The organism is Desulfoluna butyratoxydans, assembly GCF_900699765.1.
Lineage (GTDB): Bacteria > Desulfobacterota > Desulfobacteria > Desulfobacterales > Desulfolunaceae > Desulfoluna > Desulfoluna butyratoxydans.
The window spans coordinates 1,001,403-1,020,105 of record NZ_CAADHO010000001.1 but is presented as its reverse complement, the minus strand read 5'-3'; the positions used below and the strand labels follow the sequence as shown (position 1 = coordinate 1,020,105).

The 18,703-nt window shown below is 60.8% G+C and carries 19 protein-coding genes; 7 read left to right on the top strand and 12 right to left on the bottom strand.

Annotated elements, in window-relative coordinates; all coding sequences use genetic code 11:
- Positions 1-22: 22 nt before the first annotated feature.
- Positions 23-244 carry a hypothetical protein gene (locus tag MSL71_RS04320; RefSeq protein ID WP_180137418.1) on the bottom strand — a complete coding sequence of 74 codons (222 nt, stop codon included), beginning with the start codon at positions 242-244 and terminating at the stop codon, positions 23-25.
- A gap of 82 nt (positions 245-326) precedes the next feature.
- Here MSL71_RS04320 and MSL71_RS04315 point away from each other — a divergent pair, with 82 nt between their 5' ends.
- Together MSL71_RS04315 and MSL71_RS04310 are read left to right on the top strand one after the other, a co-directional pair.
- Complete coding sequence (locus tag MSL71_RS04315) at positions 327-662, top strand: dihydrofolate reductase family protein (protein ID WP_218950944.1); 336 nt, start codon at positions 327-329, stop codon at positions 660-662.
- Between the two features lie 18 nt (positions 663-680).
- Positions 681-860: a dihydrofolate reductase family protein gene (locus MSL71_RS04310; protein WP_218950943.1), complete on the top strand. Its 180-nt coding sequence runs from the start codon at positions 681-683 to the stop codon at positions 858-860.
- A gap of 16 nt (positions 861-876) precedes the next feature.
- Here MSL71_RS04310 and rocF read toward each other — a convergent pair whose 3' ends face one another.
- Together rocF and MSL71_RS04300 are read right to left on the bottom strand one after the other, a co-directional pair.
- The gene (rocF, locus tag MSL71_RS04305) at positions 877-1,758 is read right to left on the bottom strand and encodes an arginase (protein ID WP_180137417.1); all 882 of its coding nucleotides are present in this window, start codon (positions 1,756-1,758) and stop codon (positions 877-879) included.
- Positions 1,755-2,843 (bottom strand): putative NPN-dependent ornithine cyclodeaminase, encoded by a 1,089-nt coding sequence (locus tag MSL71_RS04300; protein WP_180137416.1) that lies wholly within the window; start codon positions 2,841-2,843, stop codon positions 1,755-1,757. The genes rocF and MSL71_RS04300 overlap by 4 nt, the downstream gene beginning before the upstream one ends.
- Positions 2,844-3,458: 615 nt before the next feature.
- Between MSL71_RS04300 and MSL71_RS04295 the strand changes: the two genes are divergently transcribed.
- The 4 genes from MSL71_RS04295 to MSL71_RS04280 all read left to right on the top strand — a co-directional run bounded on the left by MSL71_RS04295 (position 3,459) and on the right by MSL71_RS04280 (position 8,376).
- Positions 3,459-4,541 (top strand): formylglycine-generating enzyme family protein, encoded by a 1,083-nt coding sequence (locus tag MSL71_RS04295; protein WP_180137415.1) that lies wholly within the window; start codon positions 3,459-3,461, stop codon positions 4,539-4,541.
- A 108-nt stretch (positions 4,542-4,649) separates the two neighbouring features.
- A complete protein-coding gene (locus MSL71_RS04290; protein ID WP_180137414.1) occupies positions 4,650-5,120 on the top strand; it encodes a universal stress protein in 471 nt (156 codons plus the stop codon).
- Positions 5,121-5,322: 202 nt separating this feature from the next.
- Positions 5,323-7,446 carry a DUF3141 domain-containing protein gene (locus MSL71_RS04285; protein WP_180137413.1) on the top strand — a complete coding sequence of 708 codons (2,124 nt, stop codon included), beginning with the start codon at positions 5,323-5,325 and terminating at the stop codon, positions 7,444-7,446.
- A gap of 6 nt (positions 7,447-7,452) precedes the next feature.
- Positions 7,453-8,376, top strand: a complete 924-nt coding sequence (locus MSL71_RS04280) for an MBL fold metallo-hydrolase (RefSeq protein WP_180137412.1) — start codon at positions 7,453-7,455, stop codon at positions 8,374-8,376.
- Positions 8,377-8,731: 355 nt separating this feature from the next.
- Here MSL71_RS04280 and MSL71_RS04275 read toward each other — a convergent pair whose 3' ends face one another.
- The 5 genes from MSL71_RS04275 to MSL71_RS04255 form a co-directional block, all read right to left on the bottom strand.
- Positions 8,732-9,721, bottom strand: a complete 990-nt coding sequence (locus MSL71_RS04275; RefSeq protein ID WP_180137411.1) for a 4Fe-4S binding protein — start codon at positions 9,719-9,721, stop codon at positions 8,732-8,734.
- Positions 9,722-10,110: 389 nt separating this feature from the next.
- Positions 10,111-10,665 carry a hypothetical protein gene (locus tag MSL71_RS04270; RefSeq protein WP_180137410.1) on the bottom strand — a complete coding sequence of 185 codons (555 nt, stop codon included), beginning with the start codon at positions 10,663-10,665 and terminating at the stop codon, positions 10,111-10,113.
- Between the two features lie 21 nt (positions 10,666-10,686).
- The gene (locus MSL71_RS04265; RefSeq protein ID WP_180137409.1) at positions 10,687-11,481 is read right to left on the bottom strand and encodes an ABC transporter ATP-binding protein; all 795 of its coding nucleotides are present in this window, start codon (positions 11,479-11,481) and stop codon (positions 10,687-10,689) included.
- Positions 11,478-12,365, bottom strand: a complete 888-nt coding sequence (locus tag MSL71_RS04260) for an ABC transporter permease (RefSeq protein ID WP_180137408.1) — start codon at positions 12,363-12,365, stop codon at positions 11,478-11,480. The genes MSL71_RS04265 and MSL71_RS04260 overlap by 4 nt, the downstream gene beginning before the upstream one ends.
- Positions 12,366-12,640: 275 nt before the next feature.
- On the bottom strand, positions 12,641-13,624 hold the full coding sequence (locus tag MSL71_RS04255) for an ABC transporter substrate-binding protein (protein ID WP_180137407.1): 984 nt from the start codon (positions 13,622-13,624) through the stop codon (positions 12,641-12,643).
- A 304-nt stretch (positions 13,625-13,928) separates the two neighbouring features.
- On the opposite strand from MSL71_RS04255, the gene MSL71_RS04250 reads away from it, so the two are divergent.
- Positions 13,929-14,978: a DUF3187 family protein gene (locus tag MSL71_RS04250; RefSeq protein WP_343052499.1), complete on the top strand. Its 1,050-nt coding sequence runs from the start codon at positions 13,929-13,931 to the stop codon at positions 14,976-14,978.
- Positions 14,979-15,030: 52 nt separating this feature from the next.
- On the opposite strand, the gene MSL71_RS04245 is transcribed toward MSL71_RS04250, so the two are convergent.
- The 4 genes from MSL71_RS04245 to serC form a co-directional block, all read right to left on the bottom strand.
- The gene (locus MSL71_RS04245) at positions 15,031-15,690 is read right to left on the bottom strand and encodes a metallophosphoesterase family protein (RefSeq protein WP_180137405.1); all 660 of its coding nucleotides are present in this window, start codon (positions 15,688-15,690) and stop codon (positions 15,031-15,033) included.
- Between the two features lie 65 nt (positions 15,691-15,755).
- Positions 15,756-16,280 (bottom strand): peptidylprolyl isomerase, encoded by a 525-nt coding sequence (locus tag MSL71_RS04240; RefSeq protein ID WP_180137404.1) that lies wholly within the window; start codon positions 16,278-16,280, stop codon positions 15,756-15,758.
- An 88-nt stretch (positions 16,281-16,368) separates the two neighbouring features.
- On the bottom strand, positions 16,369-17,031 hold the full coding sequence (gene ung, locus MSL71_RS04235) for a uracil-DNA glycosylase (RefSeq protein WP_180137403.1): 663 nt from the start codon (positions 17,029-17,031) through the stop codon (positions 16,369-16,371).
- Between the two features lie 77 nt (positions 17,032-17,108).
- Complete coding sequence (serC, locus tag MSL71_RS04230; protein WP_180137402.1) at positions 17,109-18,194, bottom strand: 3-phosphoserine/phosphohydroxythreonine transaminase; 1,086 nt, start codon at positions 18,192-18,194, stop codon at positions 17,109-17,111.
- Positions 18,195-18,703 lie beyond the last annotated feature (509 nt).

The following is an 18,703-nucleotide window of genomic DNA, read 5'->3' as shown; positions in this document are numbered from 1 at the left end:
CGCAGGCTTTCTTCTCTTGTGCCTATTCGGCTTGCCCCAGGCGGGCCGCTTTTCGATACATGCCCGTACATTTAAAACAGTCGGCTCGCTGATAACGTTCAGCGGAGCCGAGACGTTCATAAGACCTGTTTATCAAACTTTTTAAAAGTTTGGCCCCCGGCAGGGCCGCCGGAGGCTGTTTTTCATAGCTGACACTCAGCTGCTTAACCCTGCCTTGTTTCTCTTCTCTCGTCATCACTTCCATAACCGTATCTTTCGCGTGTTGTCATGTTGGCCGATGGGGTCCAGTCATTCATCACGGCACTCATTCAATACAGGAGGCAGCGATGTCAATCAGTGTGTACATAGGAATCAGCCTGGACGGCTACATTGCGGACAGGGACGGCGGTCTGGACTGGCTGCAGTCCGTGCCCAACCCGGACAACCTGGACTTCGGGTGGGGGGAATTCATGGGTGGCATCGACGCCATCGTCATGGGGCGACGGACCTTTGAGGCGGTCTGTGGCTTTGATTGCGACTGGCCGTACAGCAAACCGGTGTATGTCCTGAGCCGTACCCTTAAGTCGTTGCCGAAGGGGTATGAGGGGAAGGCCGAGCTGGTTGGAGGTACCCTTGCAGAGGTTGTGAAGACCCTTCACGGCAGGGGGCATGACCACCTCTAAATCGACGGCGGCAAGACCGTGCAGGGTTTCCTGAAAGAGGACCTCGTCGATGAGATGACCCTGACCACGGTACCCGTATTGTTAGGTGGCGGCACCCCGCTGTTCGGTGAGCTTTCCGAGGCCATGGCCTTTGAGCATGTGCGCACCGATGTCCATCTGGGGGCCTTGGTGCAGACCCGGTACCGTCGCAATCGATAAGATTTTTACGTCAGCCTTACAGGATGCGTTTGCCGAAGAGGGAGACGGCCAGTTTGACGGCCAGGGTGGCGGTCTGGTTGGAGGTGTCCATGATGGGGTTGATCTCCACGATGTCCATGGAGCTCAGGAGGTGGGAATCGGCCAGGATCTCCATGAGCAGGTGGGCCTCCCGGTAGGTGAGGCCGCCGGGCACCGGGGTGCCGACCCCCGGGGCGCCCGCAGGCTCCAGGCTGTCCATGTCCAGGCTTACGTGGAGGCGCCCCAGGTGGGAGAGGCGGGAGACGGTTTCCCGGGCCACGCGGCTCATGCCCATCTCATCGATGTCCCGCATGGTGAAGGTGGTGATGCCAGAGCGGGCAAGGACCTCTTTTTCCAAGGGGTCGAGATCGCGGATGCCCACCAGGACCACCTGATCGGCCCTTATCTTGGCCCCGCTGCGCCCGCAACAGACCAGGGCGTCGTGCCCGTTGCCAAGGAGGATGGAGAGGCTCATGCCGTGGACGTTGCCCGAGGGGGAGATGGCCGGGGTGTTGAAGTCGGCGTGGGCGTCGATCCACACCACCCCGCAGGGGGCATCGTGGGTGACGCCCCCCACGGACCCCACGGCAATGGTGTGGTCCCCGCCCAGGAAGATGGGGATGGTGCCGTCTTCAATGGCTTTGCGAGCCTGGTCGTAGCAGGCCGACGAGGTCCGGGCGATTTCGGCCACGGTCTGGACCTCGGGCACGGTGTCCCGCACGGGCACGTGGATGTTGCCCCGGTCTTCCACGTGGTAGCCCAGGCGGGCGAGGTGCTCGGCAAGGCCGGCGTACCTGATGGCGTCCGGTCCCATGTTGACCCCGCGGCGGTGCTGGCCGAGGTCGATGGGGACGCCGATGATGCGGATGGTCTGGTTCATGGGATCAGGTTGTTGGCAAGGTTGATCATAAAATCCTGCACATTGGTGAGGATGGCCGTGGACTGGGCCGATCCCCGGTTGGCCAGTTTGTCTGCGGAGAACTCGCTGATGTCCACCACGTAGAAAAAGACAGGGCGTACCGTGCCGTCGTCCAGGACCCGGTAGGACGGGGTCATGTTGCCGAAGGCGATGGTGTGGAGCTGGGTGGCCAGGGTGATGACGCAGGTGGCCTGGGCGGCAAAGACCCGCATGCGGTCCTGGGCCCGGCCGGTGTGGGTCTCCACCTCAGGCAGGGGGCCGTCGTCCCGGATGGAGCCGGCCAGGACGTAGGGCACCCCGCAGGTCTCGCAGGCGTGCATGATGCCGTCGGTGATGCCGAGCCCTTCTAAGGCCGCGGGGATGGAGCCTGTGCGACGCACTTTGTTGAGCAGGTCCAGGTGGTGGTAGTGGCCCAGGGGCTTGAGCTCCCGGGTGTAGATGTCCTGGCCCAGCCCCGTGCCGTAGACACCGGCCTCCATGTCGTGGGTGGCCAGGGCGTTTCCGGCCATGAGGGCGTGGCAGTACCCCTCCCGGATGATCCCTGCCATGGCGTCTCTGCTGTCCTTGTCAAAGGCAACGGCCGGGCCCAGCACCCAGGTGATGAACCCCTCTTTTTTTTCGTGCCGGAGGATGTCGTAGAGGTGATCGTAGCTTCGCGAGAAGGGGGTCTCCCGGCTGCCTCTGGTCATGAAGGCGAATTTTTTGGACGGCCCCTCCTTCTGTTCAAACCCGTCTGTGTGAATATAAACCCCTTTTTCCCCCTCCTCTCCGCGGCCCACCACCACCCAGTCTCCTTTTTTCAGTCGCCTTGCTTCCACGGCCTCGGGGGTCTCCCCGTCCATTCGAATCACCGTGTCCATACGGTTTTTTCGTAAAAGAACCCAGGTCCCCGGGGCGACGTGGACGTATTCGGGATGGTTGCTGGTGGCGTGGAATTCATCCGGGGCCACACCGTCGGCGGGTGCCTTTTCCGTGGTGATGACCGGGGCGGAGGCCAGGGGCTCCGCGGAAAAGTCCGGGGGGGTGTAAGGGGGGATCAGGGCCATGGCTGCCTCGCTCATTGGGGTGGCGGTTGACATGCTCACGTGGTCGGAAGGGGGCGTCGTGTGACACCAGTGGTAATGCACCCTCACTATACCACCGGTGATCGGCACGGAAAACGAAAAAGGGGGCAACAGCCAGGGCCAGCGCATGTAACAGTTCAGTTGCCTCCGGCGGGTCGCTTTTTGAAAAAAGCTCCGCAAAAACTTTCCGGTAAAACGTAAAAATAAGATGGGCCATGCAAGGTCGCTGTGCACACCAAAAAAACCGAAGCCTGTTTGTCAAACTTTTCAGGCGTTTGTCCCCCGGAAGGGCCGCCGGAGGCAAAAGTTTAAATCCGTTGGTCCTGGGGCAACAGCCACCCTGTCATCTGTTGACATTTCGACGCGTTGAGTCATAATAAAAGAACGTCTTGTCTTCTTTTTTTACGCACTGCTTGCCTGGTTTTTATCTTACGGTGTACGGGGCACTGCCCCTTTCCGGCCGGGGTTTTCCGGCTGCGACGTATCTGTTCGGATTCTCAGTTTTCCCCCCACTTGATCGGGGCGCAAGTCGCCCTTCATTTACTTCTCAGTCATCTTATATCGGATTCATGACATGTTTCGTGCCGGGAGGGTGCGATGACGATGGTCCGTTTGGTTCCCTTTTGGGTTGTTCTGGCCTTTGCTTCCCAGGCCCTGGGGCAGGGGCTTGTGGTGTTTCCCTTTGACGCTCCGGGCAGGCCTGAGGCAGAGGTTTCCTATTTCCAGGAGACGCTGGTGACCCATCTGTCCCGTGGGTTTAGGCTCTTTGAAGGGGACGGGGTGAACGCTGCCCTGGGGCTCTGTGGCGAAGACGAGGCCTCGGTTGCCGATTGCCTGGCCCTTGTGGGGGAGGTGTTTGAGGCCGAACTCGGGGCCCGGGGGCGCTGGGCTGGTGTGGGCAGCCGGGGCGATTTTTTCCTGGAAGTGGTGGACCTGGGTACCGGCAGGGTCCTTTTCTCCCAGCGGGACACAGACCGGCGGCGATCCGCCCAGGAGCGCCTTGCCACCCTTGCCACCCTTGCCTCAGGCGCCCGGGTTCGGGTGGCCGGGGAGCCGGAGGCCACGGTTGCCGTGATGCCGGGCATGGTGTTTGTGCGGATTCCAGGGGAGGATTCCCATCCGCTTTACCTCCAGGCCAGTGAGGTGACCCAGGCCCAGTGGCGCATGGTGATGGGGTACAACCCCTCGTGGTTCATCGCCTGCGGAGACAATTGCCCGGTGGAGAGCGTCACCCGCCGTGAGGTCGATACCTTTGTGGCCCGCATGAACATCATGGGCCTGGGCCGGTTCCGGCTGCCCACCTCCCGGGAGTGGCAACGGGCCCTTGCCCTTTCGGGGCCGGAAACACCCTGCCTTTCGGGGAACAACTGCGTGGGGTACGAGGGATATCCCTGCGGGGCATGGATCCAGGGCGGTGCCCGGTGCGATCGGTGCGGCCCCAGGCCCGCCGGATCCGGGGCCGTGGCCCTGGTGAACATGGTGGGCAATGTCTGGGAGTGGCTGGATGATCCCGGCAACGGGGGCTCCCCCGGCCTTATTGTGGGGGGAGGATGGGCCGACGCCCCCGGGGATGCCGGTATGGTTCTCCGCCCCGTGGCCTCATCACACTTTTCAGCCGATGACGTGGGCTTCCGGCTTCTCCTGGAAAGGGAGGCGACGCATGGAGGGGATACACATTGATTTGCCTTACCAACTCCTTTATAATATAGCCCATCCTCGATACCTCACCAACGATGCCGGTTTACGCCGAATCCCTTCGGCCCGCCGTGCCGACATGAAGGAGGGACCATGACCTTCCAGACCATTGCATGCTGCACCGATTTTTCCAAAAACGCCGATGTGGCGGTTCGCACCGCCGCAACCCTTGCAAAGAAATTTGATGCGGTTCTGGAAGTGCTTCACGTGGTGCCGCCCCCGGTGAACCCCGTGGTGACGGATTTCGACAACCCCGTGTTCACCTCGGTGACCTTTGACGACAGCGTGGACAGCAACCTGGTCCTCCAGGTGGAAGAGAAGCTCCAGAAACACTATGCATCCACCATCCCCGGGGGGGTGAAGGTCCGGTACGTGGTTTTGGACGGCCATGTCTCCACGGAGATCCTCAACCACCTGGATGAGTCTGGCTGCGACCTCGTCGTCCTGGGCTCCTACGGTCTTTCCGGCATGGGGCTGGTGATTTTCGGCAGCATCGCCAAGCGCGTGGCCCACAAGGCCAGCTGTTCGGTGATGATTGCCCGGCCCTCGGAAAAAGACGCCTGAAGCCCCCTGCGGCTCTTTGCAGGCCGATCCCGCGACCCCGTTGAGTCATACCTGAGACGCCCCTTTGGCGCTCGCCCCATGCCCTTGTCTTCCCATCGGCCCCAGCAGCCGGAGAGTTTTTTTGCCCATCCACGCCCTCGGTGTCACTGAGACATGAGTCACCCCAACACACAACCCACTTGTTTTTTCAGGGGAGGTACCCATGGAAAACCCCTTTACCGCTTATATGCCCATGTTTTCGGAAGGGGCCGCCCTGATGCAGGAGGCCCTTGCCTATCAGGTCGATTTCGGGCAGCGCATGACCCTTTTCCTCGACACCAAAAGGGAGCAGGGAGACAACTTTATTGAGGAGAACCGCAAAGGACTGCCCCCGGTGCTGCACTTTGACTACGAGGTGATCTTCAACGGACGCGACCTGGACAATCCCGTGAACTACTCCCTGGCACGCATCACCCCGGAGGAGGGGCAGGAGATTGCCCCGGACGCACGGCCCGTGGTCATCATCGACCCCAGGGCCGGCCACGGGCCCGGCATCGGAGGGTTTCGCAAGGAGTCCGAGGTGGGCATGGTCATGCGCAAGAATCACCCCGTCTATTTTCTTATCTTTACCCAGGAGCCGGTGCGGGGCCAGACCCTGGCCCATGTGTTCAAGGCCCATATTGAATTTCTGAAAGTGATCCGCATGTTCCACCCCGAGGCGGAACGCCCGGCCATCATCGGCAACTGCCAGGGGGGATGGGCCGCCGCCCTCATCGCAGCGGACCGCCCTGACATCACAGGCCCCCTGATTCTCAACGGGTCACCCCTCTCTTACTGGGCGGGGCGCGACACCCAGAACCCCATGCGCTACCGCGGGGGGCTTTTCGGCGGGGTCTGGCTGGCCTCCCTCTCCGCGGACCTGGGCAACGGCCTGTTTGACGGGGCCCAGCTGGTCTGGGGCTTTGAAGACCTCAACCCGTCCAACAGCCTCTGGAAAAAAGATTACAACCTCTGGCAGTCGGTGGACACCGAAAGGGACCGGTACATCTTCTTCGAACGGTGGTGGAACGGGTTTGTCTTCATGACCAAGGAGGAGATTCAGTTCGTGGTCCGGGACCTTTTTGTGGGCAACCGCCTGGAAGAGGGGCAGGTGGAGGGGGGCAGCGGCGAGATCGTGGACTTGAGGAAACTCAAGGACCCGGTGATCCTGTTTGCCTCCAGGGGAGACAACATCACACCGCCCGAGCAGGCCCTGGGGTGGATCGAGCGGGTCTGGGGCTCGGTGGAGGACATCAAGGCGCGCAACCAGATCATTGTGTATCTCCTCCATGAGGAGGTCGGGCACCTGGGCATCTTTGTCTCACGGAAGGTGGTGGAGCGGGAGCACAAGGAGCTCATCGACTGCGTCGACCTTGCCAAGCGCCTTGCCCCCGGCCTCTATGAGATGGTGATCAAGGAGGACGGCGAGGCTCGATTCGAGGTGCGGGACCTCTCCCAGCTGCATGGGGGCGGCGGCGACTACAACGCCCGGCCCTTCGAGCATGTGCGCAAGACCTCGGAGATGATCGCCGAACTTTACGAATCCGCTGTGAGCCCCTTGATGAAGCCCTGGGGCACGGAACTCACCGCCACCCTGATCCGGGAGAGCTCCCCGTTGAGGCAACGGCTCTATGCCGTCTCCAGCATGAACCCCGCGGCCCGCGCCGCAAGCGCCTGGACCCCTTATGTGCGGGAGCATCGCATGGAGGCCCCGGCGGACAACACCTTCCGCAAGGTGGAGCGAGCGTACTCCGACGCCCTGGTGGCCCTCCTCGACGGATACCGGGACCTGCGGGACAGCACCTGCGAGCTTCTCTTCTACAGCATGTACGACAACCCCATGGCCCACTTTTTCTTCCAGGAAGCCGTGGATATGCCGGACACCCCCCTGGATGTGGGGGTCGGCACCCTGGAAGAGAACGGCGGGGACCACTGGATCTCACGTATGGTGGAAGGGGGCTTTTTCCAGGGGCTGATGCGCGGGCTCGTGGCCCTGGGTCGCGTGAAACAGGTGGTGGACAAACAGGAACTGGTGACCCTCAAGGCCTTGATGAAGGGGCGAAAACACCTTCAGGACATGACCAAGCGGGAGGCCAAAAAGGTGGTGGGCGAGCAGGTTCAGTTGCTGAATTTCAACCGGGAGCTGGCCATCAGCACCTTGCCGGAGTTGCTCCGCACCCCGGAAGACCGCCTCACCGCCCTGACCATATTCCGGGCGAGCCTTCAGGGCCCGGGCGGTGAGGATCCGGCCGCAAAGCGTCTGCTAAGTCATCTGGAAGAGTTGCTCAAGGACCGGCAAACCCTGTGAGAGCCTATGGAACATATCCTGTACAAAGTGTCGGATGACCTTTTTATGGTGGGCCTCAATCCCCCCATCGCCGGGTACGAGAGCTTTCTCTCCGCCTGGATCTATGTGGGGGACGTCACCTTTCTGGTGGACACCGGCCCGTCGGTGACGGCAGGGGCCCTGGTCAAGGCCCTGGAATCCCTTGGGGTGAGCCGCCTGGATTACATCCTGCTGACCCATGTGCACATCGACCACGCCGGGGCCGCAGGGGACCTGGCCGTCTTTTTCCCGGAGACCCAGGTGGTGTGCCACAGCCGGGGGATCCCCCACCTGCTGAATCCCCATCAACTGGAACTCAGCACGGCCAAGGTCCTGGGCGAGACGGCCGTGCAGTACGGGCCGGTGCGCCCCGTGTCCGAAAGCAGGCTTGTGCCCGCCGAGAGCTTTATGTCCAATTCGGTGATGCCCGTGCCCACCCCGGGCCATGCCTCCCACCACGTGAGCTACCAGACGGATCGCTACCTGTTCACCGGAGAGGCTGCCGGGGCTTGTTTCCCGGGCGTTCTGGGGATCTCCTACATGCGGCCCTCCACCCCGCCTCCCTTTTATTACGATATCTCCCTGCAAAGCCTGGAGACCCTCATGGAGCTTAAACCCGAGCGCCTCTGCTACGGCCACTACGGCAGCTTTGAGTTCGGGGAACGGGTGCTCTGGCAGCACAGGGAGCAGCTTCGGCTGTGGGACTCCATCGTCACCTCGGAGATCAGCCGGGGACAGGTGGGCGCGGACCTGGAGCTGAGCGTCCTCAAATCCATCCTGGAGACCGACCCTCTGGTGCTGCCCTTCCTCGACATGGAAGGGCCCCTGAGGCTTCGGGAGCTTTTCTATCTCCAAAACAGCATCAAAGGGTTTGTCGGCAATGCCAGCCGGCACACAGGCCCTCTCTCCTGATGCAGTTATGATCCATTAAAAAACAAAAAGCGTGCCTCCGGCGGCGAGGGTGGCGAAACCACTATAGCGAAAACACCTCGAAAGCTTACTGCCCTTGCGTTTTGTCCCTCGTTCCTCGGGCCAAAGCGCAAGGGCCTTCGACTCGGGCTTCGCCCGATATAGACGCTGATGGTATGTGCGGGCTGGTTCACCGGCTTCGAAGTAACAGGCTAGGATGTTTCTGAATGCACATGTCGAAATTGGTTTTTGCAGAGCAGAGATAAAATTTCCTGAAAACCTGTTTGTCAAACCCAGCGCATAAAATTGGCAAAAGTTTGACCCCCGGCAGGGCCGCCGGAGGCTTTTTCTGTACCGCTTACATGCGTTTCACGGGCATGTTCATTTTCATGACCTCCATCCTGAGCGTTCTGTCGGAGGTGTGGCTTTTCCAGTTGCCGGAGAGGCGGCCTGCCCCTGCGGTGAGGAAAAAGAGCAGCACCATGAGAAGGGCAACGGCCTTGGGTGACCAGGGCGTTCCCGTGGGGGAGGTGGAGAGGCGAAGGGCCTCTTTTTCCGGGCAGCTCGTCACGCAGGTAAGACAGCCGGTGCATTCGTCGGAGAGCATCACCTTTTTTTGATCCACGGCAAGGGAAGAGGGGCAGGCCTTTGCGCAGCGTCCGCAATGGGTGCAGGCGCTTTCGCTGCGGTGGATCTTCAGGATGCTGAAGAAACTGAGGAGGCCAAGGAGGGCCCCGTAGGGGCAGAGGTAGCGGCACCAGCCGTTTTTGATCAGGGCAGGCAGCACAAGGAACAGGCCCAGGGTGACCAGCGACCCCGTGGAGGGGTGGGCGAAAAACCGGAACATGCGAATATCGGCGGTGAGGTTGGTGCTGCCCGAGAGAAAGCCTCGGATGGCGGGCACGGGCATTTTGACAAGGATGGTCCAGAGGAAAAAACCGAGGAGGAGGTACTTGATGCCCCGCAAGGGGATGTCAAGGAACCTGGGCAGGGGCCGGGCAAGTCCTGTCCTTTGGCCGAGCTTGCTTGCCATCTCCCCTGCAAAGCCCACGGGGCAGACAAAGCTGCAGAAGCCTTTTTTTACGAGCAGGGCCGAGGCACATACGGCAAGGAAGAGGAGCAGGGCCGCCGGATGGGCCCCGTGGATGGTACCCGTGGCCAGGGTGTACTTGAGGTTCAGCAGGCCGCTGATGGGAAGAAAGGCGTCCACCGCAGGAGGCCGGACGACGGACGGGATCTTGCCCTGGGCAAGGGCTGCGGCCCAGAGGGCAAAGCGCCATCCGATAAAAAGGGTAAGGGACAGAAAAAAGATCTGGGACATACGACGGTGGGAAATGCGGCTGAACATGGGCCTGGTTACCTCGGGTTGAACGGTTCTTTTGTGAATCGGCCCCGGCCGGGTGCAGATGGTGACGGGGCAGCCCGGGACAATCAAGCACCCTTTGAAGGCGGTGGCACGTAGAGGGTGTATAGCACATCTCCGGCAAAAGGGCTGTCGGGATGGCGACATCTCGGGGCAACCCATGGACCTGTTACATCCGCGCTTATCCCTCCTTGCCCGGGGATACATGGTGGATGTATCAGGTTGCCGAATGCGGCATCATGTTTTTGATGTTGTTTTTTAGCACAGTGGGTGCAGCTGTCATTGACTTAGGTCAGGAAAGGAGGGGGGCTGGAGAGGCACCGGCGATTTGCCCTTGGGAACGAGGGGCAAATCGCCGCCGGAGGCCTGCTTTTTTAAAAAGCCCAGGAGAGAAGGAGGTTGCCTGCCAGGCCGTTGTCGCCGGAGTCGGTGATGTCCTCCCACTTGTTGAAGACGTAACAGCCGAAAAGGCCAATGGAAGCGTGGGTGCCCAGGGAGATTTCGATGCCCGCGATGGCCTGCCAGTACACGTCGGTCCAGTCGGTTTCTCCGTCTTCATCCACATAGCTTGTCAAGGCCCCCAGCCCCAGCCGGTAGATGCTCTCTTTGAAGATCAGGTTCACCTGTGGGGTGATGACTTCGGCGTCCCTGTCCGTGTTGCTCTCCGGGGTGTAGCCCAGGGCGATCTGCCAGTAGGCGACGTTGGAGTGATACTCATAGGCGAGGAGCCAGCTCAGGTCCCCCTGGTCATGGGGAAGCTCCGGGATGGCCTTGATCTCGTCGTGGATCCGCATCCCGATGGCCAGCTTGTGGGTGCGGTCGGTGTCGTTACTTCCCAGCAGGTAGTCCGCGCCGTCAAAGGCGTGGGCGGGCAGGGTGAACAAGAGCAGGGCGGCAAGGGAGAGGAAAACGCGTCCGAGTGGGTTCATGTGTGGGCTCCGATTGTGCTGTTAACGGGACAAGAGGGCTTCGTCACTGGTGAATGTTTTGTTTCGGACTTCAGAGAACATGGCCACCAGCTTGTCCACGGTGAGGTCTTTTTTCTTCTCACCGCGAATGTCCAGGACCACCTCTCCTGCGTCCATCATGAGGAGTCGGTTGCCCAGGTTGATGGCCTGCTGCATGTTGTGGGTCACCATCATGGTGGTGAGACCGTATTCTTTCACAAAATGGGTGGTGAGTGAAAGGACGATGTCGGCATTGCGGGGATCCAGGGCTGCGGTGTGTTCGTCTAAAAGGACCAGTTCGGGACGCGAAAGGACCATCATGAGAAGGGTCAGGGCCTGGCGCTGCCCCCCGGAAAGGAGCCCCACGTTATCTTTCAAACGGTCCTCAAGGCCCATGTCGAGGAACCGGAGCTGCTCCCGGAAGAACTCTCGTCGCCCCCGGTTGAGGCTGATGCGGAGACCCTTGAACCCTTTTTTGAGGCAGACCATCATGTTGTCCTCCAGGGTCATGTTGGAGGCGGTGCCGGCCAGGGGATCCTGGAAAATGCGGCCGATGGTCCTGGCGCGGACGTATTCCGGTGCCTTGGTGACATCTTTGCCGTTTAAGACGATGCGACCGGCGTCCGGGGTGACGGTTCCGGCCAGGAGGTTGAACAAGGTGCTTTTTCCCGCCCCGTTGCTGCCGATGACGGTGACAAAATCCCCCTTGTCCACCGAGAGGTTGAGGGCATCGAAGACCCGGTTTTCGTTGGGCGTTCCGGCGTTGAAGGTGAGGGTGGCGTTTTCTACGGAGATCATCTGGCCCCCTTTGCCGGTTTTTTCATCTGGGTAATCACAAGGGCGCCGATAATGAGGACGCCGGAGACAAGTTTCAGGTCGTTGGGGGTGAGGTGGATGGTGTAGCCGTAGTATCGCCCCAAGAACATGATGGCCTTGTAAAAAATGGCGCCGATGACCACTCGCAGGGTGAGCATGGAGATGCGGTTGGAGCGGATGAGAAACTCCCCGAGCATCACCGAGGCCAGGCCCGAGACCACGATCCCCTGGCCCAGGTTCACGTCGGCAAATCCCTGGTACTGGGCGGCAAAGGCACCGGACAGGGCCACAAGGCCGTTGGAGAGCCCCACGCCGATGACCTTGTAGGTGGCGGGGTTGACCCCCTGGGAGATCACCATCTGGGGGTTGCCTCCCATGGCCCCGAAGGTGAGGCCCATGTCCGTGAGGAAGAAGAGGTCCAAAAGCACCTTGATGACCAGCACCACCAGCACGAAAAAGAGGAGCAGGGCCCACGCCTCGGAGAGGGTGCCCTGGGTAAGGGCCGTGGCCTTGGTGAGGAGGGTCTCCTTGCGCATGAGGGGCAGGTTGGCCCGGTTGCCAAGGATGCGGATGTTTACTGAGTAGAGCATGGTCATGGTGAGGATCCCCGCCAGAAGGTGGGGCACCTTGAGCTTGTTGTGGATGAGGGCCGTTACCGCCCCTGCGGCCACTCCGCCGGAAAAGGCCAGGAGGATCCCCGCCGACAGGCAGACCCCTTTTTGGATGGCCATGGCCATGATCACCGCGCCCAGGGGAAAGGAGCCGTCCACCGTAAGATCCGGAAAATCAAGGATCCGGAACGTAAAAAACACACCGAGGGCCATGATCCCGTAGATCAGGCCCTCAACAAAAATACCTTCAATCATTTCGTCTATCCAGTTGCGTATGGTTTGGTGTAACGATTAAGCCCATCTTTGCCGCCGGCGGCCCTGCCGGGGGCTAAACGTTTGCCTGATTTTATAAAGGCAGGTTTAACAAACAGGTTTTAAAAAATCTTTTTGGTGAGTTTTATTTTAAAGGCGGATGTGATTTGACCCGAGGAACGAGGGGCAAAACGCATCCGCAACCTGCTTTCAAGGTGGCTCACCTTGCCGCCGGAGGCTGTTTGATGAGCTGAATAGTTACAAAAATGTTGCCTTGTTTATTGTTTGATGACCTTGCCGTCCTTGATGAGGGTGGCCGCGTTTTTCACGGCCTCCTCGGGGAAGGAGAGGCCCAGGGATTCGGCCACGTCGAGGTTCAGGAGCAGGTCGATGTCCGAGGGGTCGGTCATAAAAATGGTGGGGACGGTCTCCGGGTCGGTGCCGGAGAGGATGTCGGCCGTGAGGCGGCCGGTACGGCGACCCATTTTGTAGTAATCAAAGCCCCAGGCGGCCAGGACCGGGATGGTCTCGGCGGAGCTGGGGTCGGCACTCATGACCGGCTTGTTGTGTTTTGCCGCCACATCGGTGATGGCGGACAGGGCCGAGACCACGGTGTTGTCGTTGCTGATGTAGATGCCGTCCACGCGCCGGATGATGGTCTGGATGGCCTGTTTTACTTCAGCGGAGTTGCTCACCGTGGCCGGGACAAAGGCGATGCCCAGCTCCCTGCAGGCCTCTTCGGCCAGCTCGGCCAGGCGCACGGCGTTGGCCTCGCTGCTGGAATAGATGTGGCCCAGGGTTTTGATTTTTTTCACCTTTGCCAGAAAGGCGATCTGCTCTTTCACCGGGGTGAGGTCCGAGACACCGGCGATGTTCTTTTCGCCCTGGTCGAAGGAGCGGATGAGGCCCGCGTCCACAGGGTCGGTGACGGCGCAGTAGATCACCGGGTGATTTTTGATGGTGTTCACCAGGGCCTGGGCCGTGGGGGTGGCGATGCCCACGGAGATGTCCACCTTCTCAGCCTTGAACTTCTGGGCAATGGAGGCGGCGGTGGAGAGTTCGCCATTGGCGTTCTGCAGGTCGAAGACGGCCCTTGGGAACCGTTCGGTGATGCCGTCCATGACCCCTTTTTCAAGGGCGTCCAGGGCCGGGTGGGCCACGATTTTCGAGATTCCGATAACCACGGGTTTTTTTGCCAGGGCCGGGGCGGTGGTGAGGAAGAGGCACGCCAGGGCTGCCGTCAATATAGTAAGGCGTTTCATTTTTTTATGTCTCCTTGGATACAGGGGGTGAGCAGGGACGGACCCGCGTGAAACCGGCAGGTTTTTCGGTGGCGGTGTTTCATCTTCGGGGTCGGTGTCGCCAGACTATAATCAGAAAAAGGCGTGCCCCGCAATGAAAATGTTTCTATGGATAGGAACAGGTAGCTATTTGCCTGTGTTTTTTCATGTGCCTCTGTGCTAAGGAGGGGTGCATGCAAGGATTTACGGGGGGGAGATAAAGGCTCCGGCAAAAACGGAAATGTGCGCCTGAGGGCGTGCCGGGCCGTGAGATTTTTAAGTTGGTATGAGGTGTTTGATGCGTTGCCGATGGATGTTGTTTTGTGTGGTACCTGTGTTGTTTGTTTGTCAGATGTTGTCCCCTTCCATTGCCTCAGCCGGTCTGGGGCCTTTCCGAGTTCCCGCCCTGGGGGCCGGTGAATTTTTCCGGACAGTTCCTGCCTTTGCCAGCCCTTTTACCGATTCCATGCCCGGGCGCGTGGAGGTGGGCATGGACGTGCGCTGGCTCAATACCTGGGTGTATCATGTGGAGTCGGACCGGTCCGTTGACTGGGTCGATTTTAAAGACACCGACGAGCTTAAGCACGGGAGCTTTCTTTTTGACGTGGAGACCCTGGCCTTTGTGCCGTCGGTCCTTTACCGGGTCGGGGACCGCATGACCCTGGGCTTTGAAATTCCCGTGGCCATCCAAGGGGGCGGGGTGCTGGACGGGTTTATCGAGGGGTTCCATTCCATGATCGGGGTGGGGCAGCACAATCGGGATGACTGGCCCCGGGACTCCAGCCATTACATTACGGTGGACAAAAACAACGTGGCCCACGACAAGAGCGATGAGTTGAACCGGGTCATCACCGGGGACGTGCAGCTTTCCGCCTCCATGCTGGTCTCCCAGTGGCCCATGCTGACGGCCCGTGCCATTGTGAAACTGCCCACGTCACGGATCTACGACAGCCAGGAGAACAGCGGCACGGACGTGACCCTGCAGGGGATCTGGAGCTGGCGGCGGGGCGCCTTTGCCGGTTATCACGGGATCGGTGGAACCGTCTACACCCGGGACGGGGACGAAAACCTCGATCTGGAGCGCTTCAGGTACTCCACCATGAACAGCTTCGAGTACATGCCCAGCGATACCTTCTCCTGGGTCATCAGCCTCAACCACGCCTCGGCCGTGGCAGACTACCCGGAGCTGGAAGAGCCGGTGGTGGAGCTGACCATGGGCTTTAAAAAGGTGGTGGGGCCGGGCGTGCTGGAGTTCGGTATCATCGAAAACCTCTTCTTTTTCGACAACAGCCCCGATGCCGGGTTGCAGCTGGGGTACACCCTCAAGCTGCTGTAAGATCTCGCATGTCTCCGGGCTTCGTTTCCCAGGCCTGCCACAGGCGTTTGTGTTATGAAAGGGTTCCGAGCTCTGCTTCGGCGCCCTTTTTTGTTATGGAGACCATGGCATACCGGCCCTGGGCCAGGGCACCGGGGTTGACGATGAGGGTGCCGTTTCGGTTTTCGATGCCGCAGGATTCGTGGATGTGGCCGGTGAGGCAGGCCACGGGACGGTGGGTGTCGATGAAGGCCGCCACGGCATGGCTGCCCGCGTGAACCCCCGAGGCCAGGCGGTCTGCGCAGGACTCCCACGGCGGCTGGTGGGAGATAAGGACCAGGGGGGCTGCTTCCGAAGCGCCTTCCATGGCGAGCTCCAGCATGGATGCCAGCTCCTCTTCCCTGTATTCGTTGGGGGTGCCGAAGGGGGTGATGAGGGATCCCCCCAGCCCCAAAAGCGAGACCCCGTCCACCTGCCGCACCCTTCCATGGATTCCCACCCCTTTTTTGATGAGGCTCTCTTCCACGTTTTTTTCATCGCAGTTTCCCGACACCGCAACAATGTGGTCCAGGGGCTTTTTCACGGCATCGACCACCCGCAAGGCCGCGGCAGGGCCTTGAAAGCTTGTGAGGTCCCCGCAGAGGCAGACGAGGTCCGCCCGGTCAATGGCTTCCTTGAGTTTGGGAAGGTGTTCGGTGTGGCCGTGGATGTCGGAGAGAAGGAGAATCTGCATGGGCGCGGTCCAAATGAAAGGGTTTGCCCCCGGCAGGGCTGCCGGGGGCGATGTTTGATGCAGGGCTATGCTTTGGCGGGGAACTCTTTGTCGAGGACCTTGTTCCACTCGGCGAGCTTGTCCGCGCACTTTTCAAAGAGGGCGTCGGTGTCCCCTTCGATGGTGACGGAGGTGATCTCATCGCCCATGACGATGCTGTTGACCACGTCCTGATCGGCCTGGCCCATGACGCTGCCGAAGACGGAGTGCTTGCCGTCCAGCCAGGGGGTGGGCACGTGGGTGATGAAGAACTGGCTGCCGTTGGTGCCGGGGCCCGCGTTGGCCATGGAGAGGATACCGGGGCGCTCGTGGCGGAGGCTGTTGTCGAACTCGTCGTCAAAACGGTAGCCGGGGCCGCCCGTACCGGTACCGAGGGGGCAGCCGCCCTGGACCATGAAGTCGTTGATGACGCGGTGGAAGTTGAGGCCGTCGTAGAACCCGCGCTTGGCGAGGTTGGCGAAGTTGGCCACGGTGTAGGGGGTTTTCTCGGCAAAGAGGGCAAGGCGGATGTCGCCTTTGGAGGTCTTGAATACTGCGGTAAGATCCTGCATGGTGTTTTTCTCCTAAGGTCGAAGGATTTGCATTAATATGGTTTTCTTCGTTGTTGGTGTCGGTGCTGGAGCTTCCCGGCTGCCTGGGTTACCAGGATACAGGGGTTTTGCCCTGTTGTGCCAGAAAGCGGTTGGCTTCGCTGAAGTGGCCGCAGCCCATGAATCCCCGGTGCGCCGACAGGGGCGAGGGGTGGGGCGCTTCCAGGATCCGGTGCTTTGCCTCGTCAATGAGGTGTTTTTTTCCCCGGGCGTAGCCTCCCCAGAGCATGAAGACAAGGCCGGACCTGCCGGCGCTCAGGGCGTGGACCAGGCCGTCGGTGATCCCCTTCCAGCCCAGGTTTGCGTGGGACGCGGCCTTGCCCTCTTCCACGGTGAGCACCGCGTTGAGGAGAAGAACGCCCTGTCGCGCCCAGCGGGAGAGGTCACTTGAGGCTTCGTCAAGGGGGCGGCCGGTGTCCCGGGCCACCTCTTTGAAAATGTTGCGCAACGACGGGGGAATCCTGACCCCGTCGGGAACGGAAAAGGCCAGCCCGTCTGCCTGGCCCTTGCCGTGGTAGGGGTCCTGGCCCAGGATCACCACCTTGACCTGGTCAAAGGGGGTGAGGGAGAGGGCCCGAAAGACGTTCTCTTCGGCGGGAAAGACCGAGGCAAGGCGTCGCCGCCTGCAAACCGCCTTCTCTACATCGGCAACGGGTTTTTGGGAAAGCAGGGGAACCTTGTCTTTCCACGAATCAAGGGCATGGTCAGTCATATGATAATGCGGTGATCTCTCTTGCATTGCAAGGGGTTTTCGCCGGAGGCCCGGGTGGCCCTCCGGCTTCCCGGTGCTTAGCGGTGTTTGCGCCTGAAGTCGTTCATGAACTCGCACAGGGCGGCCACGGAGGCTTCGGAGACGGCGTTGTAGATGGAGGCGCGGATACCGCCCACGGACTTGTGCCCTTTGAGGCCGGCAAGGCCCGAGGCCAGGCTCTGTTCCACAAACAGGGGCTCCAGCTCACGGTCTTTCAGCCGGAAGGTGACGTTCATCAGGGAGCGGCTCGCCTTATCGGCCGTGCCGCAGTAGAAGTCGTCTTCGTCTATGAGGGTGTAGAGGGCACCTGCCTTGCGTTTGTTGACGGCCTCCACAGCGGCCAGGCCGCCCATGGTCTCTTCCAGCCACTTGGTCACCAGGGAGATGGCGTAGATGGGGAAGGTGGCCGGGGTGTTGAACATGGACTCCTTATCCACGTAGGTGCGATAGGAGAGCATGGTGGGCAGGGTCTGGGGAATCTTCTCCACCATGTCCCTGCGAAGGATCACCACCGCTGTTCCCGAAGGGCCCATGTTTTTCTGGGCGCCGCCGTAGATCATGCCGAAGGGGGAGACGTCCAGGGGGCGGCTCAGGATGTCCGAGGACATGTCCGCGATGAGGGGGACGCCGCCGGTGTCGGGCAGGTCGTGCCACTGGGTGCCGCGGACGGTGTTGTTGGTGGTCATGTGGACAAAGGGGGCGTCGGCAGAGATGTCCGAAACCTTGGGGATGTAGCAGAACTCGCGGTCCCCGGAGCTGGCGGCCACACGGACCCCCTTGTTCTGGATGCGGGCCTCGGCGATTGCCTTGGTGGACCAGGTGCCGGTTTCGATGTACTCGGCGATCTGGCCTTCACCGATGAAGTTCATGGGAATCATGGCAAACTGCAGGCTGGCGCCTCCGTGGACAAACAGCACCTCGTAGTCATCGGACAGACCGTACAGGCGCTTGATGCGCGTGCGCGCCTCTTCGATGATCCCCATAAAAAGATCGCCCCGATGGCTCATCTCCATCACGGACATGCCGCTGCCCCGGTAGCTCAGCAGGCCTTCCTGCATCTCCTGCATCACGGCGGTGGGAAGGGCCGAGGGCCCTGCACTGAAATTGTGAATCCGATCATTCATGATTGGTCGCCTTCTTTGGCTGATGGCCTCGCAAAGCGTCGAACACCAGGGAGGTTGGTTGCGGTTCGGGTTCCGTGTCACAGGCGGAGGGCTTGCGAGGCGTGGTCGACGATGACGGGCTCCGGCGCATCTTGCCGATGGCCGTGACGGCCGTGTAACCTGTGAAGCAGGGACGTTGTATCACTTTTATTGCGAAATGGGAACGGAAGGACGGTCCGGGGAAGGGGGGCTCCGGTGCGGGGGGCGCACCGGAGCGGGTTGGTTGAGGAGTATGTGTGTGTGTCGCTGTTGGTCTGTTGTTTGAGTCAGGGGCAGACGGAAGAGCCCGTCCGCAGGTAGGAGATCGTGCTTTTATGGTTTTTGCAAGTTCGAAAAGAAACCGGGGCCCCACCCATTGCGGTGTGACGAGGGCAGAGCCCCGGCGGTTGTTCGGCAGGAGACTCGAGGGGGGGGTGAGCCTTCTGCCTGTGCTCCGTTTCGCTGTGAGAAAACTGCATGATCGGTGCCAA

Coding starts and splice junctions, on each gene's coding strand:
- MSL71_RS04320 (WP_180137418.1), bottom strand. CDS start 244: ATGGAAGTGATGACGAGAGAAGAGAAACAAGGCAGGGTTAAGCAGCTG.
- MSL71_RS04315 (WP_218950944.1), top strand. CDS start 327: ATGTCAATCAGTGTGTACATAGGAATCAGCCTGGACGGCTACATTGCG.
- rocF (WP_180137417.1), bottom strand. CDS start 1,758: ATGAACCAGACCATCCGCATCATCGGCGTCCCCATCGACCTCGGCCAG.
- MSL71_RS04300 (WP_180137416.1), bottom strand. CDS start 2,843: ATGGCCCTGATCCCCCCTTACACCCCCCCGGACTTTTCCGCGGAGCCC.
- MSL71_RS04295 (WP_180137415.1), top strand. CDS start 3,459: ATGACGATGGTCCGTTTGGTTCCCTTTTGGGTTGTTCTGGCCTTTGCT.
- MSL71_RS04290 (WP_180137414.1), top strand. CDS start 4,650: ATGACCTTCCAGACCATTGCATGCTGCACCGATTTTTCCAAAAACGCC.
- MSL71_RS04285 (WP_180137413.1), top strand. CDS start 5,323: ATGGAAAACCCCTTTACCGCTTATATGCCCATGTTTTCGGAAGGGGCC.
- MSL71_RS04280 (WP_180137412.1), top strand. CDS start 7,453: ATGGAACATATCCTGTACAAAGTGTCGGATGACCTTTTTATGGTGGGC.
- MSL71_RS04275 (WP_180137411.1), bottom strand. CDS start 9,721: ATGTTCAGCCGCATTTCCCACCGTCGTATGTCCCAGATCTTTTTTCTG.
- MSL71_RS04270 (WP_180137410.1), bottom strand. CDS start 10,665: ATGAACCCACTCGGACGCGTTTTCCTCTCCCTTGCCGCCCTGCTCTTG.
- MSL71_RS04265 (WP_180137409.1), bottom strand. CDS start 11,481: ATGATCTCCGTAGAAAACGCCACCCTCACCTTCAACGCCGGAACGCCC.
- MSL71_RS04260 (WP_180137408.1), bottom strand. CDS start 12,365: ATGATTGAAGGTATTTTTGTTGAGGGCCTGATCTACGGGATCATGGCC.
- MSL71_RS04255 (WP_180137407.1), bottom strand. CDS start 13,624: ATGAAACGCCTTACTATATTGACGGCAGCCCTGGCGTGCCTCTTCCTC.
- MSL71_RS04250 (WP_343052499.1), top strand. CDS start 13,929: ATGAGGTGTTTGATGCGTTGCCGATGGATGTTGTTTTGTGTGGTACCT.
- MSL71_RS04245 (WP_180137405.1), bottom strand. CDS start 15,690: ATGCAGATTCTCCTTCTCTCCGACATCCACGGCCACACCGAACACCTT.
- MSL71_RS04240 (WP_180137404.1), bottom strand. CDS start 16,280: ATGCAGGATCTTACCGCAGTATTCAAGACCTCCAAAGGCGACATCCGC.
- ung (WP_180137403.1), bottom strand. CDS start 17,031: ATGACTGACCATGCCCTTGATTCGTGGAAAGACAAGGTTCCCCTGCTT.
- serC (WP_180137402.1), bottom strand. CDS start 18,194: ATGAATGATCGGATTCACAATTTCAGTGCAGGGCCCTCGGCCCTTCCC.